At 30.9% G+C, this 15,881-nt stretch carries 12 protein-coding genes; 1 reads left to right on the top strand and 11 read right to left on the bottom strand.

Features of this window, described 5'->3' with window-relative positions; all coding sequences use genetic code 11:
• Positions 1 to 151 precede the first annotated feature (151 nt).
• The 11 genes from ACK2WN_RS10875 to scfB all read right to left on the bottom strand — a co-directional run bounded on the left by ACK2WN_RS10875 (position 152) and on the right by scfB (position 14,610).
• Complete coding sequence (locus tag ACK2WN_RS10875; RefSeq protein ID WP_416155575.1) at positions 152 to 1,231, bottom strand: helix-turn-helix domain-containing protein; 1,080 nt, start codon at positions 1,229 to 1,231, stop codon at positions 152 to 154.
• 352 nt (positions 1,232 to 1,583) lie between these two features.
• Positions 1,584 to 2,846 (bottom strand): histidine--tRNA ligase, encoded by a 1,263-nt coding sequence (gene hisS / locus ACK2WN_RS10870; protein ID WP_416155574.1) that lies wholly within the window; start codon positions 2,844 to 2,846, stop codon positions 1,584 to 1,586.
• A complete protein-coding gene (gene hemZ, locus ACK2WN_RS10865) occupies positions 2,836 to 4,386 on the bottom strand; it encodes a coproporphyrinogen dehydrogenase HemZ (RefSeq protein WP_416155573.1) in 1,551 nt (516 codons plus the stop codon). The genes hisS and hemZ overlap by 11 nt, the downstream gene beginning before the upstream one ends.
• 66 nt (positions 4,387 to 4,452) lie before the next feature.
• Entirely contained in the window at positions 4,453 to 5,088 is a 636-nt protein-coding gene (locus tag ACK2WN_RS10860) for an MBL fold metallo-hydrolase (RefSeq protein WP_300528903.1), read from the bottom strand.
• A 12-nt stretch (positions 5,089 to 5,100) separates the two neighbouring features.
• Positions 5,101 to 5,550 (bottom strand): D-aminoacyl-tRNA deacylase, encoded by a 450-nt coding sequence (dtd, locus tag ACK2WN_RS10855; protein ID WP_006440868.1) that lies wholly within the window; start codon positions 5,548 to 5,550, stop codon positions 5,101 to 5,103.
• Between the two features lie 24 nt (positions 5,551 to 5,574).
• Positions 5,575 to 7,890 (bottom strand): RelA/SpoT family protein, encoded by a 2,316-nt coding sequence (locus ACK2WN_RS10850; protein ID WP_300528901.1) that lies wholly within the window; start codon positions 7,888 to 7,890, stop codon positions 5,575 to 5,577.
• A gap of 43 nt (positions 7,891 to 7,933) precedes the next feature.
• Positions 7,934 to 8,446 (bottom strand): adenine phosphoribosyltransferase, encoded by a 513-nt coding sequence (locus ACK2WN_RS10845; RefSeq protein ID WP_300528899.1) that lies wholly within the window; start codon positions 8,444 to 8,446, stop codon positions 7,934 to 7,936.
• A 17-nt stretch (positions 8,447 to 8,463) separates the two neighbouring features.
• Positions 8,464 to 10,932: a single-stranded-DNA-specific exonuclease RecJ gene (recJ, locus tag ACK2WN_RS10840; RefSeq protein ID WP_416155572.1), complete on the bottom strand. Its 2,469-nt coding sequence runs from the start codon at positions 10,930 to 10,932 to the stop codon at positions 8,464 to 8,466.
• 16 nt (positions 10,933 to 10,948) lie between these two features.
• Positions 10,949 to 12,619, bottom strand: coding sequence for an ABC1 kinase family protein (locus ACK2WN_RS10835; RefSeq protein WP_300528894.1), 1,671 nt, complete (start codon positions 12,617 to 12,619; stop codon positions 10,949 to 10,951).
• Between the two features lie 114 nt (positions 12,620 to 12,733).
• Complete coding sequence (locus ACK2WN_RS10830; RefSeq protein WP_300528891.1) at positions 12,734 to 13,228, bottom strand: gamma carbonic anhydrase family protein; 495 nt, start codon at positions 13,226 to 13,228, stop codon at positions 12,734 to 12,736.
• Positions 13,228 to 14,610, bottom strand: a complete 1,383-nt coding sequence (scfB, locus tag ACK2WN_RS10825) for a thioether cross-link-forming SCIFF peptide maturase (protein ID WP_416155571.1) — start codon at positions 14,608 to 14,610, stop codon at positions 13,228 to 13,230. The genes ACK2WN_RS10830 and scfB overlap by 1 nt, the downstream gene beginning before the upstream one ends.
• A gap of 371 nt (positions 14,611 to 14,981) precedes the next feature.
• Between scfB and ACK2WN_RS10820 the strand changes: the two genes are divergently transcribed.
• On the top strand, positions 14,982 to 15,632 hold the full coding sequence (locus tag ACK2WN_RS10820; protein WP_300528886.1) for a hypothetical protein: 651 nt from the start codon (positions 14,982 to 14,984) through the stop codon (positions 15,630 to 15,632).
• The last annotated feature ends 249 nt before the right edge of the window (positions 15,633 to 15,881 follow it).

The following is a 15,881-nucleotide window of genomic DNA, read 5'->3' as shown; positions in this document are numbered from 1 at the left end:
CGCCTATGCTTCGCAGCACAAACCTTGCAAGTCGCTATCAAGTTCGTCGGTAGCTACGCCTTTTATGGACTTTCACCACAGATTAATAGCATGCCCGTCATACTAAAAAGGATGTCTCAATTATATTTTTGAGAACATCCTTTTTTTATATTTATACTTTTCTTACCACTTTTGTTATAGCTTCTACTACAGCATAGAACACACCTGCACAAGGCCAAATTACCCAACTTATATGCCAGTTAAATGTATAGAAACTATATGCTAAATATATAGTTGCTATTGTGCACCAATATATTGTATCTAAATGCTCATTTTTTCTATTATTTTCTTTTTCTTCTAATGTATACTCGCCAATTTGTAGTACTTTTTCATATCCTTCTCTTAGCATCTCAGCTTTAACTATCATATTAACTCCTATTGAAATCAATACTAAAAGCAATGCTACACAAATTACCATTATATATTCTTCTGCTTCTAATGCTCCTGCTGCAATAAGAGGAATTGCTCCTATTATGAATAAAGCTACTCCAAAAGCCATACTCTGTTGCAATTTTCCTTCAAAGCTATCATTCTTTTCTTCTGCAAATCTTAAAGACCTTGAATCTACTTCTATCGGTCTATCCATATATTTAAATTTATCCATTTTCATTCCATATTTTATAAATACTGATACCGCACTAGCAACCATAATTAAAAGTATTATTAGGTCAATCATAGCTGCATGATCTTCTTTTAGTGGAATTTTATGTTGCTCTGCAAATCCAGCCAAAAGCACCAACATTACTGGTGATAAAATACAAAGCATAACAGCTCTAGCAAATTTTTTTGCAGTAATTTCTGATAGTTTAATATAATTTGAAACCTCTTCAAAACTAGTCTTTCTTCTTTTTATAACATTTTCATTAGCTTTTTCTTCACTGATTATTCTATCTATAGCTATATCTGATGATATATTTCTATTATTTATATATGAATTTTCTTCAATTTTATTCATATATATTGAGCTTTCACTACTATCAAACCTTTCTTCTTTAAAATTATCTTTTAAAAGATAGTCTGTAGATACTTCAAATATTTCACTAATTTTTATTATTTTTTCAAGAGTTGGTATTGATTCTCCACTTTCCCATTTTGATACAGATTGTCTAGATATATCTAATCTCTCTGCTAGTTCCTCTTGTGACCATCCATTCTTTTTTCTCAAACTTATTATTTTTTCTGATAATGTCATTTTCCTCACCTCTTTTAACTTGGTCGATATATCGTTCCCTTTAGATATCTATTTATATGGTCTTATCTTACCAAAATTCTTAAAATCATACTACCAACTACACTAACAAATTTGTCAACTGCTAGTTGCATTGTTGAAATTTCAACATTTATATTTTATTTTTTCTTAAATAGCTTTATTTTGTTTTAATCATTTTACTATTCTTGATACTTTCAAAAATAAAAAAACAGTATTGATAACTGTCAGCTTGCGACAATGCGTGGACGCACAACTAAAGCTTAAAACAAAAAGCTTTATCTAATTGCGTCTTAGCCTGGAGCTGATGACAGTTACAATACTGTTCCCTTTTATTTTATAATCTTTCTTTTAATTCTTTTACTAGTTCACTAAGTTTTACAGTATGCTGTTCTGATGTAGACATGTTTTTAAGTGATGCTTCGTTGTTTTTAAGTTCATCATCACCTATAACTATTGTAAACTTAGCATTTATCTTATCAGAGTATTTAAACTGAGCTTTAACACTTCTTGATAAGTGATCTTTATCTGCACTTATGTGATTATCTCTTAATTCTTTTAAAAGACCGAAGCTTTTCTTTTTAGCTTCATCACCTATAGTAACTATGAATATATCTGTAGACTGAGGATTTTCTATTTCTATTCCTGCATCTTCAAGAGTAAGAAGAAGTCTTTCTACTCCAAGAGCAAATCCTATTCCGCTAGTTCCTTTAGGTCCACCTAGCTGCTCAACTAGTCCGTCGTATCTACCTCCACCACAAACTGTACTCTGAGCACCTATGTTTTCAGCTATTATTTCAAAAGCTGTTCTCTTGTAGTAGTCTAATCCTCTAACTATAGTTTTATCTATTTCGTAAGGTATTTCCATTTCTTTTAGGTATTCTTCAAGTTCTGCAAAATGAGCTTTACAATCATCACAAAGATTGTCTATCATATAAGGTATGTCTGTTATAGCTTCTTTACAACTAGGATTTTTACAGTCTATAACTCTCATAGGATTTTTTTCTTTTCTTTCGTTGCACATATCGCAAAGAACTTCTGATTTTGAATCTAAATATTCTCTTAGTTTTTTATCGTATTCTTTTCTACAAACTGGGCATCCAACAGAGTTTAAGCTAACTTTTAAGTCTTTTAATCCTAATTCTCTGAAGAACTGCATTGCTAATGATATAGCTTCAGCATCCATTGATGGGCTATCACTTCCTATAGCTTCAATACCAAACTGGTGGAACTGTCTCTGTCTTCCAGCCTGTGGTCTTTCATATCTGAAGCAAGGAGTTATGTAGAACATTTTTGTTGGCTGAGTATCAGCATATAGTTTATTTTCTATAAATGCTCTTACTGCCCCAGCTGTTCCTTCTGGTTTTAGAGTTATTTCTCTATCTCCTTTATCTTTAAATGAGTACATTTCTTTCTGAACTATATCTGTAGTATCACCTACACCTCTCTGGAATAGTTCTGTATGCTCAAATATCGGTGTTCTCATTTCCTGATATCCGTAAAGTGCACATATTTCTCTAAATTTATTTTCAAGATAATTCCATTTGTACGAGTCTTTAGGAGTTATATCTTTTGTTCCTCTTGGTGCTTTAGTTAGCATTTTTTTCTACCTCCCTTTTTTTCTTTTCAATCATATCCTCAACCCTATCAAGGTATATTTCAAGGTTTTTAACGTCGTCTACTCTTTCAATTCTATTTTCATCTAAGTATACAAATTTAGAAACAGCTCCAGCTCCTATAGCTATATTAGTCTGTTTTTCTTCCATCATCTGCATATTATAGATGCACTCATATCCTTCTTTAGCGTATCCTACGTTTTCTAAGTTTCCTAGCATCATTTTCTGTCTATACATATAGTACGGATTTAAGTTCATTTCTTTAGCAGCTTCCATAGAAATATCTATCATTTTGATCATTTCTTTGTACTGAGTAAGATTTTCTTTATAAGAATCCATATCCATATTTAATTTAGATGCTCTTTTTATAGCTAATGTATGAACAGTTAAACTTTCTGGAGATAATTTTTTAATTTCTTCCAATGTATTTTTAACCATTTCTGCATCTTCATCGACAAGACCTAAGATTATATCCATATTTATATTATCAAATCCTAGCTCTCTAGCCATTTTGAAGCAAGTTTTTATATCTTCCACGCTATGTTTTCTACCTATTTTTTCTAGTGTAGAATCATTCATAGTCTGTGGGTTTATACTTATTCTATTTACTCCATGTTTTTTAAGTACTCTTAATTTTTCTTCTGTAATAGTATCAGGTCTACCAGCTTCTACAGTAAATTCTTTTATTTTACTGAAGTCAAAGATTTCAAATAGATTTTCTATCATATAATCCATATCTTCTGCGTCTAAAGCTGTAGGTGTTCCTCCACCTATGTAGAATGTTTCTATTTCCCAACCTCTATTTTTTATTATTTCTGCGGTTCCTCTAGCCTCATCTAAAAGTCTTTCAACGTATTTTCTTCTAAGATTTCCATACTTCTGAATTGAGTTAGATGGGAATGAACAGTAATAACATCTAGTTGGACAGAAAGGAATACTTACATAAAGAGATATTTTTTTATCGCTTAATGGATAAATAAATCCTCTTTCTCTTTTAGCTATGTCTAGTGCTAGTTCTGCCTTTTCATCTGTTATGAAATGCTCTTCTTTTAAATAATTTAAAACTTCAGCATCATCCATACTGTCAGATATTAGATTGTGAACTATTTTAACCGGTTTTATACCTGTTAAATCGCCCCATGGCACATAGCTATCTGGCATAATTTGTTTTAATGCCTGGAACATACTTTTTTTTATGCTCCATCTAGCTGCTTTTTTTACAGCTAGAGAATCTTCTCTTTCTAACTTTTCCACGAATTCAGCATAATTATTGGAATTATTTATTAAATCAGAGTAATCTTTTTCAAATTCTTTCTGTTCTGTAAATTCACCGATTATACTTCCATTTTCGCAAACTTCTGTTTTTGATATTACTTTTTTTCCATTTATTTCTATGCTATTGACTAAAAATTTTTCTTCAGAATTCTGTAATTCTTCAACATATTCAAACTCTGATGTGAATAATTTTATAAGTTCTGAAACCTCGTATTCATAGTCATGCCCTTTTAACACTACTTTTAGCATTTTTTTCTCCTTATACATAATAATTCACTATGCAAAGGCAAAAGCCCTCGCATAGTGTTTTTATTTTTATTCTCCAATGTATCTAGTTGAAAGATAAGGATTATTTTGTTTTTCGTGTCCAAGTACAGTAGGTTCTCCATGACCAGGATAAACAGCTATTTCATTTTCGAATTTTTTTATCTTATTAAGAGATTTTTTCATTTTTCTTTCATCTCCACCTCTAAGGTCACATCTTCCCATGCTTCCTTTGAATAGAGTATCCCCTGTTATAAGATTATTTTCTGTTCTTATACACATACCACCTTCAGTATGACCTGGAGTGTGTATGAATAAAAGTTTTGTTTTACCTAAGTATAGGCTATCTCTATCATCTACATATATATCTGCATCAAATTCAGTTTTTCCACATCTCATCATGTTACTTAAATTGTAGCTTGCATCATTTAACATTTCTTTTTCATCTTTATGAGCTACAACTGGCACTTTTTTATATGCTAATATATCTTTAACATATCCTATGTGATCTGCGTGTCCATGAGTTAGGATTACATATTTTAAATCTAATCCTTCTTCTTTTAAATATTCTATTACTTCATTTGGACTTCCACCTGGATCTACTACTGCAGCTTCTTTAGTTTCATCATCTGATAGTATGTATACGTTTGTTGATGTATAAAAATCGTCAATTCTTTTAATTTCCACTATTTTATCCTCCTAAAAAGATTTATTTGATTCTAAAAGTATAGTTACTGGTCCATCGTTTACTAAATCAACCATCATATGTGCTCCAAATTCACCAGTTTCAGTATTTATTCCTTGCTCAGAAACTTTCTTGACAAATTCCTGATAAAGTTTATCTGCTTCTTCTGGTGCAGCAGCATTTGTAAAGCTTGGTCTACGTCCCTTTCTACAGTCACCGTAAAGAGTAAACTGAGAAACCGCAAGCATTTCACCGCCTATATCTTTTAGAGATAAATTCATTTTGTCATTTTCATCTTCAAATATTCTAAGATTAATAGTTTTATCAACTATATAATCTACATCTTTTGAAGTATCTCCATGTGTTACACCTAATAAAACAAGAAGACCTTTGTTTATCTTTCCTGTTGTTCTCCCATCAACTGTAACTTCAGAGCGAGATACTCTCTGTACAACAGCTCTCATTTTAAAATTCTCCTCATTTATATATTAATTTGTCATTCTATAAATTCTTTCAACACCTGGAACTGCTTTTATCTTCTTCATTATATAATCAAGCTGTTCTGTTCCTTCTACTTCCACTAAAAGATTTATAGTAACTTCAGAGTCTTTTCCTTTTCTAGCATTTATTCCATTTAAACCTATTTTTTCATTTGCTACGATATGAGTTATTTCGTTTACTATTCCTCTTCTATCTACAACTTTTATCTGAATTTCTGCTTCAAATGTACTATTGCTATCTTTTCCTGCTCCATCCCAAGATACTTTTATCATTCTCTTCTTGAAGAATTCGTCATCTGGGTTTACATTGACACAGTCTGCTCTATGAACGGCAACTCCTCTTCCTTTAGTTATGTATCCAACTATTTCATCACCTGGAAGTGGATTACAGCATTTAGCAAATCTTACTAAGATATTGTCAAGACCTTCAACTATTATTCCTTGTGAAGGAGTTTTCTTTCTCTTTTTGCTGTATTCTGTATCGCTTATATTATGTTTTTCTATATCTTCAGAAAGACTCGCTTTCTTTTCTTTCATAGCCTGTCGCATTTCTCTTGTATAAAGCTCTTTGAGCTTAGTAACAACCTGAGATGCCATTATTCCACCATATCCAACTGTAGCTATTAAATCCTCAACATTTGGCTGGTTAAATTTTTTAGCTATTATAAGCATATTTTTATCTATTACAGAATCTTTTGTAGTAGGTAATCCATGTTTTTTAAACTCTCTTTCAAGTATTGCATTACCACGTTCGATATTTTCTTCTCTTCTCTCTTTTTTGAAGAACTGTCTTATTCTACTCTTTGCATTTGGAGTTTTTACTATACCTAACCAGTCTCTACTTGGTCCTGGAGAGTTTGAAGATGTAAGTATTTCAACTATATTACCATTCTGTAATTTGTAATCTAATGTAACCATTCTTCCATCAACTTTTGCACCAACACATTTATTACCTACATTTGTATGTACTCTATAGGCAAAGTCTATTGGAGTTGACTCAGCTGGTAATTCTATAACATCCCCCTGTGGAGTAAATACATATACCTGGCTTGAGAAGACATCTTCTTTTAAGGCATCCATGAATTCATGAGGATCTTTTACATCCTTTTCCCATTCCATCATCTGTCTTAACCACTGAAGTTTTTCTTCTATTTTATCTTCTTTTGAATTAGATATACCTTCTTTATACTTCCAATGTGCAGCTATACCATATTCTGCTATATTGTGCATTTCATGAGTTCTTATCTGAATTTCTAAAGGTTCTCCATCTGGTCCAACAACTGTAGTGTGAAGTGACTGATACATATTAGGTTTTGGCATAGCTATGTAATCTTTGAATCTGCCTGGTATTGGCTTCCATAGTGTATGCACCACCCCTAAGACAGCATAGCAATCTTTTACTGTATCAACTAAAACTCTGACTGCTGTAAGGTCAAAAATCTCCTCGAATGTTTTATTTTTTTTCTTCATTTTTCTATATATACTATAGAAATGTTTTGGTCTACCATAAACATCACATGGTATTTCCATTTCAGCAAATTTTTCTTGTAAACAAGTTACTATTCTTGTTATATTTTCTTCTCTCTGACTTCTCTTCATAGACACTTTTTCAACTAATTCATAGTATCCGTCGTGGTCTATATATCTTAAAGCTAAGTCTTCAAGTTCCCATTTTATTTTAGATATACCAAGTCTGTGTGCTATCCCACCGTATATTTCTAGTGTTTCTGTAGCTTTATATTTTGCTTTTTCTGGATCCATATAATTAAGAGTTCTCATGTTATGAAGTCTATCCGCTAGTTTTATAAGTATAACCCTTATATCCTTAGCCATAGCTAAAAACATCTTTCTTAAATTTTCAGACTGTGTTTCCTCTTTTGAGCGGTATTTTATTTTACCAAGTTTTGTAACACCATCTACAAGATCCGCTATTTCTTTATTAAAAATACTTTCTATATCTTCATATGTGTACTCAGTATCTTCAACTACATCATGTAGCAATCCTCCAGTTACTGTTTCTATATCTAGCTGCATATCACATATTATATTTGCAACAGCTAATGGATGTATAAAATACGGTTCTCCCGATTTTCTTTTTTGATCTCTATGTGCATATTTAGCTAATTTATACGCTTTTATAATTGTATCCAAATCGCCATTTGGAGCATATGATTTAACTTTTTCTAATATTTCTAAAAGATCTTTGTCTGATTCAGCAGAAGTGTCGGCGAGAACTTCTAACGTTCTTTCATTTCTTTCGGCATCTTTTAACTTTATGCCCTCTAATTTTTTCTTTCCCTGCATAAAACCACCTTATTCCGTTCCATCTGTATAACTAATCTGTTGATTAGTATTTTATTATTGATTCCACATCGTATCCTTTTAGTTTATCTTTACCATTTAAGAACTCAAGCTCTATTAAGAACTGAATAGATACTATTTCTCCACCTAAGCTTTCTATTAGCTTAGTAGCAGCTTCTACAGTTCCTCCAGTAGCTAATAAGTCATCTATTATAACTACTTTTTTACCTTCTTCTATTGAATCCTTATGCATTTCTATTTTATCTGTTCCATATTCAAGATCATATTCAAAACTAACTACTTCTGCAGGTAGTTTACCTGGCTTTCTTATAGGTACAAATCCTGCACCTAATGCATAAGCTACAGGAGCACCTAATAAAAATCCTCTAGCTTCAGGTCCAACTACATAATCGATATCTTTATCTTTTAAATTTTCAACTATTCTATCTACAGCTTCTTTAAAAGCTTCTCCATCTTTTAATAGAGTTGTTATGTCTTTAAATCCTATACCTGGTTTTGGGAAGTCCTGTATATTTCTTATTTTAGATTCTAAGTTCATCTTTTTTCCTCCAATACTTAAACATTATAAATTTCTTTTGCTTTTTCTCTAATTTGATTTAGGTTTATTAAAATTTTACTTCTATTTAAATCAAGCTTACTATCTGGTTTTGGTAGCATTTCAACATTTACAAAATCACGCTCATCTATTGCCACATCAAATAGCCCAAGCTCTTTAAAAATCTTGATAATTGCAAATAGCTTTAAAGGAATCATTTTGAATATATTCATCGTGTCGTCCATTCTAAATTTAATTCCCCTATTTTTTGTTACATATCTATAAATATTTACAAATTCATTTCTAGTTGGTACTATGTTTTCCATTATGCTCTTAATATAAATTTTATCAATTTCATTGTAATTTTTTATTATTTTACATTCATCTTCCACTTTAGAGTATAATTTTCCATAGTCATCCCTAGTATACAGATAATCATAAAGAATAATATTATTATATCTTTTTACGTCTATTTTATCAATATTAGGTGAGAATATCAGATGTATTTTTGAATGCTTTTTGTCATTTTCACATATTTCTTTAAAATATATTTCCACTTCTTCTTCTAAAAGTGTTAAATCTGATTTAGCTCTAAAAAATCCATTTATAGAGTTTGCTATTACAAGAGTATTATCCTCAATAAAATCAAATATATTTTCTACTCTTTCTCCCTCTATATCTATATGTCCTAATTTATATTCTTCTAAACTTTCTATATTATATAAACTATTTTCATTATTGGGTATTAATTCATTCATAAGTTTAACAGCATCTATATTTGTGGTAGCTGATTTAGGGTAAGCAAGTCTTAAGTCTTTAACCAAGAACTGTAGTTTTCTTTTTCCCATAAATGTATTTTCATCTAATTGGAATAATACATCTATTCTATCTCCATTTTTTAAACCATCTATTAAATGAGCTGCATTGAATCCTACACATTCAAATACATTGTCTTTTTCTATTTCTAGTTTTATGTGCTGTCTATTTTGTCCCATAAATCTCATATCTCTAAGTATGCAATCTCTTAAAATAAACTTAGGAGTAGGATTGCTCATACCAAATGGTTCAAGTTTTCTAAGCTCTTCAATTAAATCAAAATTCGCTGATTTTTCATCTAATTCGTATTCTACTTTGATTTCTTCTATCATATCTTCTTCTGTAAGATTTATATCAGCGGATTCATTTATTCTTCTTCTAAGCTCAGCTACCTTGTCCGCACTTATGCTAAGACCTGCTGCTTGCTCATGACCGCCAAACTTGGTAAGTATATCAGCACATTCTGTTAAGGCATCAAATATACTAAACCCTTTTATAGATCTAGCAGAACCAGTTGCCTCTCCATCTTCTATACACATAAGTATTGTAGGTTTGTAGTATTTTTCTGTTAGCTTAGATGCTACTATTCCTATAACACCATGCTGCCAACCTTCATGTGCTAAAACTATAACCTTATCATCTTCATATGACGGATCATTTTTTATAATTGTTTCTGCTTCGTGATGGATTTTCATCTCTATCATTTGTCTATCATTATTTTTTTCATCTAATGCCAATGCTATTTCGTGTGCAGTATCCTTATCTGTAGCTGTAAATAGTTCTACACCTAAATCAGAAAATCCTAGTCTTCCTGCTGCATTTATTCTTGGACCTATTGTAAAGCCTATATGAGAAGAACCAATTTTTTCTTTATCTACTCCACATACATTTATAAGTTCAGAAAGCCCTAAATTATGTCCATTTTTCATCGCTTTTAGACCATTTTTTACAATTATTCTATTTTCATCTACCAAAGGAACTATGTCACATATAGTTGCTAATGTTGCTATTTCTATATAATCATAAACTGTTGTTTTGAATACTTCTGGTGGAGTAAGTGCCTGTACTAGCTTAAATGCTATTCCACATCCACAAAGCATATCAAAAGGGTAATTACAATCATCTTGCTTTGGATTTACAACCGCATATGCATTTGGGATTTCACTCTGACATTCATGGTGGTCTGTGATAATCATTTCTATATCAAGTTCATTGGCGTATTCAACTTCATCTACTGATGTTATTCCACAGTCGACGCTTATAATTAAATCGCACCCTTCAGAACTTATATACTCTATAGCCTCTTTATTTATTCCATATCCTTCTTCTAATCTATTTGGTATATAATACTTAACATTAAAATTTATAGACCTAAAGTACGTAAGTAACACCGACGTAGATGAAACACCATCAACATCATAATCTCCATATATCCAAACTCTCTCATTTAACTCTATTGCCTTTTTTATACGCTCTGCTGCCTTCCCCATATCCTTCATTAAAAATGGGTCTCTCAAGTAATCTAAGGATGGATTTGTAAATAATTTTATCTCCTCCTCAGAATTTATGTTTCTATTTTCAAGAATTTGAGATATTTCTGGAGAAAGTTTAAACTTTTCTGTTTCATCTGTAACGCCTGGTTTTCCTCTATGTATTAGAGTCCACTTTTTCATATAATCCCCTCCAATTCTATCTCTTCTTTATTTTAACTTTTACAATTTCTATGACTAAAATAAGCCCTATTATAAATGATATGAAAAATCCAGCAATTGCCATATATTTTATTCCCATATTACTTTCTATATTAGGTGATGCAATTATAAGGGAAGAGCCTACTATTATAGATGCAAGTACTAGGGCCATAGTCATCTGTGTTGTCAATTCCTTTAAACAATCCTCTATTCTAGTCATTTTTACTTCTTCAACAGATATTTTTACATTGTTCTTTTCTATTATTTTTAGAACATTTTTTATCTGCTTTGGAAGATTTTTTAAATCTAATACTATATCTTCTATATTTCCCTTTGTTTCCATTGCGATATTTTTAGGATTTATTCTACTTTTGTAGTAATTCTTTATAAATGCCTTGCTAATTTCTCTAGCAGAAAATTCAGGATCCAATGTTCTCGCTGTCCCCTCTAATGTAATTATTGTCTTAGCTAAAGTTATCAACTGTGGTGGCATAGTTATTTTATACTTTCTAAAGAATCTAAAAATCTCATTTAATACTGTTCCTATGCTTATTCTTTCAAGCGGTATATCGTAATAATAGTGAATCATATACAGCATTTCACCTTTGAACCCCTCTATATCAGTTTCTTCACCTATTGCATCTATTTCAGTAAGAACTCTAACTATCTTATCTACATTTTTCTCTGATGCCGCAAGTGCAAATTTATTTAAAAAATTAAGAGTTCTATTGTCTACCATTCCGATCATACCAAAATCTATATATGCTATTTGAGATTCACTAAGCACAAATATATTTCCTGGATGCTGGTCTGCATGGAAGAATCCATAATCAAATACCTGTCTTAAAAAAGCTTTAACTCCTATGTGCGCTATTTTTTTAGTGTCCCAACCTTTTTCTTTAATTAAATCTATATCACTTAATTTTATTCCTTCTATTCTTTCCATTATAAGAACTCTTTTAGTAGTATATTCCATATGCATCTCTGGAATATACACCTCGTCGCTATTTTGGAAAATTCTCTTCATTTTTACAGCATTTACAGCTTCAAAATTGTAGTCTAATTCTCTCAATAGCTGACTAGAAAGTTCTTCCAGCATTTCTTTCATATCAATATTATAGTCCTTTATAATATCCTGAATAGATCCAGATACTCTTTTTAATATTTCTAAGTCAGATTTTATAGTTTCTTCTATATCTGGACGCTGTACTTTTATTACAACCTTTTCACCATCTTTTAAAACAGCATTGTATACCTGTCCTATTGATGCTGCTGCTATAGGTTCTTTATCAAACTCAGAGAATATTTCATCTATATTTCTTCCAGTTTCTTCTTCTATTATTGCCATAGCTACATCAGTATCAAATGTTTCAACATCATCTCTAAGCTTAACAAGCTCATCTATCATATCTTGGTCTAAAAGATCCCGTCTTGTACTGAGAATCTGCCCCATTTTTATATAAGTAGGTCCCAGCTCTTGAAGTGCTAACCTTAATCTTTGACCAGATGTCATATTTTTTATATCATCTTTAGGCTCTGAAGATGATACATCTATCTTACTTCCAGATCCCTCTTTATTTATTCTCTCTATAATAAAACTAAATCCGTATTTAACCATAACCTGGGCAATTTCTTTATATCTTTTTATATGTCTGTAACTTATTCGCATTATTTCACCGCCCATCTTTATATATTTAATTTTATTTTATCATACATTATCATTCTCTCGCACAAATAAATAAAAAAAGAGATGGGTTAATTTTCCCATCTCTATAAAATCTATTTATTTATGTTCTTCTGCAGTTTTTACATATAAAGCTGCACTTTTTTCTAAATTTTTCTTTTCATCGTCAGTTAATGGTCTTATTGCTTTTGCTGGAGAACCTATTATAAGCATACCATCTTCAAACTTTTTATTTGATGTAACTAGTGCTCCAGCTCCAACTAAACAATGCTCTCCTATTTCTGCACCATCTAAAACTATAGCTCCCATTCCAACAAGAGAATTATCACCTATTTTAGCACCATGTACAATTGCTCTATGACCAATAGTTACATTATTTCCTATTATAGTTTTTTCTTCTCCATGTAGTACTGATCCATCTTGTATATTGGTATTTTCACCGATGATTATTTCTTCATCGTCACCTCTTATTACTGAATTGTACCATACACTAGAATTTTTTCCTATTTTTACTTTTCCTATAATATCAGCAGACTCAGATACATATACAGATTCTTCTATCTGTGGTTCTATACCGCAAAATGATTTTATCATTATTCTTCGTCCTGACCTTCCATCATTAATTTAGCCTGTATCATTATTGCACATTCAGTACGTTTTCTCTGCATTTCACAACCTAAATCATATGGTTTGTTTATATCTCCATTGAAGTTTAATGCATTTGCATGACATCCACCTGAACAGTAGAATTTATTCCAACATTTTTTACATTCTTCTTTGTTGTATACGTGAGCATCTCTGAACATTTTCTGAAGATCTTCTGGAAATTCTATTTTTTCATCCATTATATTACCCATTATGTATTCTTCCTGTCCAACGAACTGATGACATGGATATATATCTCCATTTGGAGTTATTGATAGGTATTCATTACCTGCACCACATCCAGTTATTCTTTTTATTACACATGGTCCCTGAGTTAAATCTACCATAAAGTGGAAGAATTTGAATTTATCTCCAGCTAGCTGTCTATCAGCTAGTTCTGCTGCAAATCTTTCATATTCATCAAATATCTGTGGTAAATCTTCTTTTCTTAATGCAAATGGGTTTGATTCATCGTCTACAACTGGTTCAACAGAAGTAAGTTCAAATCCTAAATCTCTAAAGTGAAGTATATCTTTTGAGAAGTCTAAGTTTTCTCTAGTGAAAGTACCTCTTACGTAGTAATATTTATCTTTTGGTCTTTTTTCTATTAATTTCTGCATTTTAGGAACTATTACATCATAGCTTCCTTTGTCGTTTATAGTCATTCTCATGTTGTCATTTACTGATTTTCTTCCGTCTAAGCTAAGTACAACATTGTGCATATTTTCGTTTATGTAGTCTATTATTTCATCGTTTAATAATAGTCCGTTAGTAGTTATAGTGAATCTCATATTTTTACCGTGTTCTTTTTCTATACTTCTTCCGTATTCTACTAACTGTTTTACAACTTCAAAGTTCATTAGCGGTTCTCCACCGAAAAAGTCTATATCAAGATTTCTTCTGCTTCCTGAATTAGCAACTAGGAAATCTAACGCTCTTTTACCTACTTCAAAGCTCATTAATTCAGGTTTTCCACCGAAGTTACCCTGTTTAGCAAAGCAGTATTTACATTTTAAGTTACAGTCATGTGCAACATTTAAGCAAAGTGCTTTTACTACTGGTTCTCTATGAACAAATGCTGGGTGGAACTGATAGTTATCTTCTGTATAAAGAAGTCCTTCTTCTTCTAAGTTAGCTATTTCATCCCAAGCTTCTTCAACCTGTTCTTTTGTAAATTCATCTTTTAATAATTCAACTGTTTCTTCTTTAGTTTTTTCTTTGTAGAAATCTAATACTCTATAAGCAGCATCGTCTACAACGTGAACAGATCCACCATTAACATCTAATACTATGTTGTATCCATTCATTGAATATTTATGTATCATACTCATAATCTTTCCTCCATCTATATTAATTTTTTAATTTTTGACCTAAACTATCCTTCATTATATCACATCTTTACAATTTAATTCAATATTAGCGAAAATATAGGACAATCATTCGGCTTTTATTTTTGAATTCGTGACTTAATTTACAGTTTTCGCATACATTGTATACACAATTTAATACAATATATAATTATGATATACTATTTAACATTTCTTTTTTATATTTTCCAAAAAAATCTTTGTTTTTTTATTAATTATTGTAGCACATTTATTATTTTTATGTTATTATTAGTTTGTAAGCAGGAATAAGAGTAACACATTTAGTATATTCCTTGTTTATATACTCAAACTTATTTTAAAAGGAGATGGCAATTTTGAAAGGAAATATAATACAGTACAATTTTTTAAGAATGGAAGACAAAGATTTTTACGCTTTTGATTATTCAATAGTTTTAGAAGATAAAGGTGATATGCTTACAATATTACCATTCAATAATAAATTCGCTAAGGATTCTATATCTACTTTCTGCTTAGGAAAAATAGACGGATTCCTTGAAATAAGAAATGAAGGATTCATAGAAAATGCTGGACAGTACGTTCACTTCGAAAAAATGGTAGATGTACCTAAAGCTGATGTTCATCTAGTATACAAACAGGATATAAACGGTGGTTTAGTAAAAGACGAAAATGGTGAATTCATACCTGTTACTTTATCTGATGCACAGAATGAAATGATAGCAGAAAAACATGAATTATACGAAGAAGGAGAAGCTAAAACTCCACTTAGCGTTATATTCAAAGCTGACAAGAGCTTCAAACTTGACTACAATAGCATAAGTTCAAAAGAACTTCTTGAACTTGGAAATACTCCATTTGATAGATATAGAGAATTTAACTTTGGAGATGAAAAAGTACTATTATTCTTCATCGAAGGAAAACGTTACTCTATAATAATGAGAAAAGGACATACTCTATCTCGTGAAGAAAGAAACTCTGCATTAGCAGTTCACTTCAATATAGCCTAGTTCAATTATTTATAATATAAATCAAAACCATACCTCTTATAAGTAAAAAATAGCTGATATCTCGATATCAGCTATTTTTCTGTCTTTATCCACAAATAATTTTTCTCTTATATTAATTATATTTGAAACAATAAATTTAATAAAAAAATACTGCCATAGAACACCTTTAAAAGGTGTTCTTATGACAGTACCTTTAACTGACACCTAACGGTTGTCAGTTTTTTTGTATTCAAATTTAGCTCCACAATT

It is taken from the genome of Peptacetobacter sp. AB800 (genome assembly GCF_047807365.1).
GTDB lineage: Bacteria > Bacillota > Clostridia > Peptostreptococcales > Peptostreptococcaceae > Peptacetobacter.
The sequence above is the reverse complement of the archived record's forward strand: the minus strand, read 5'-3'. Positions and strand labels throughout refer to the sequence as shown.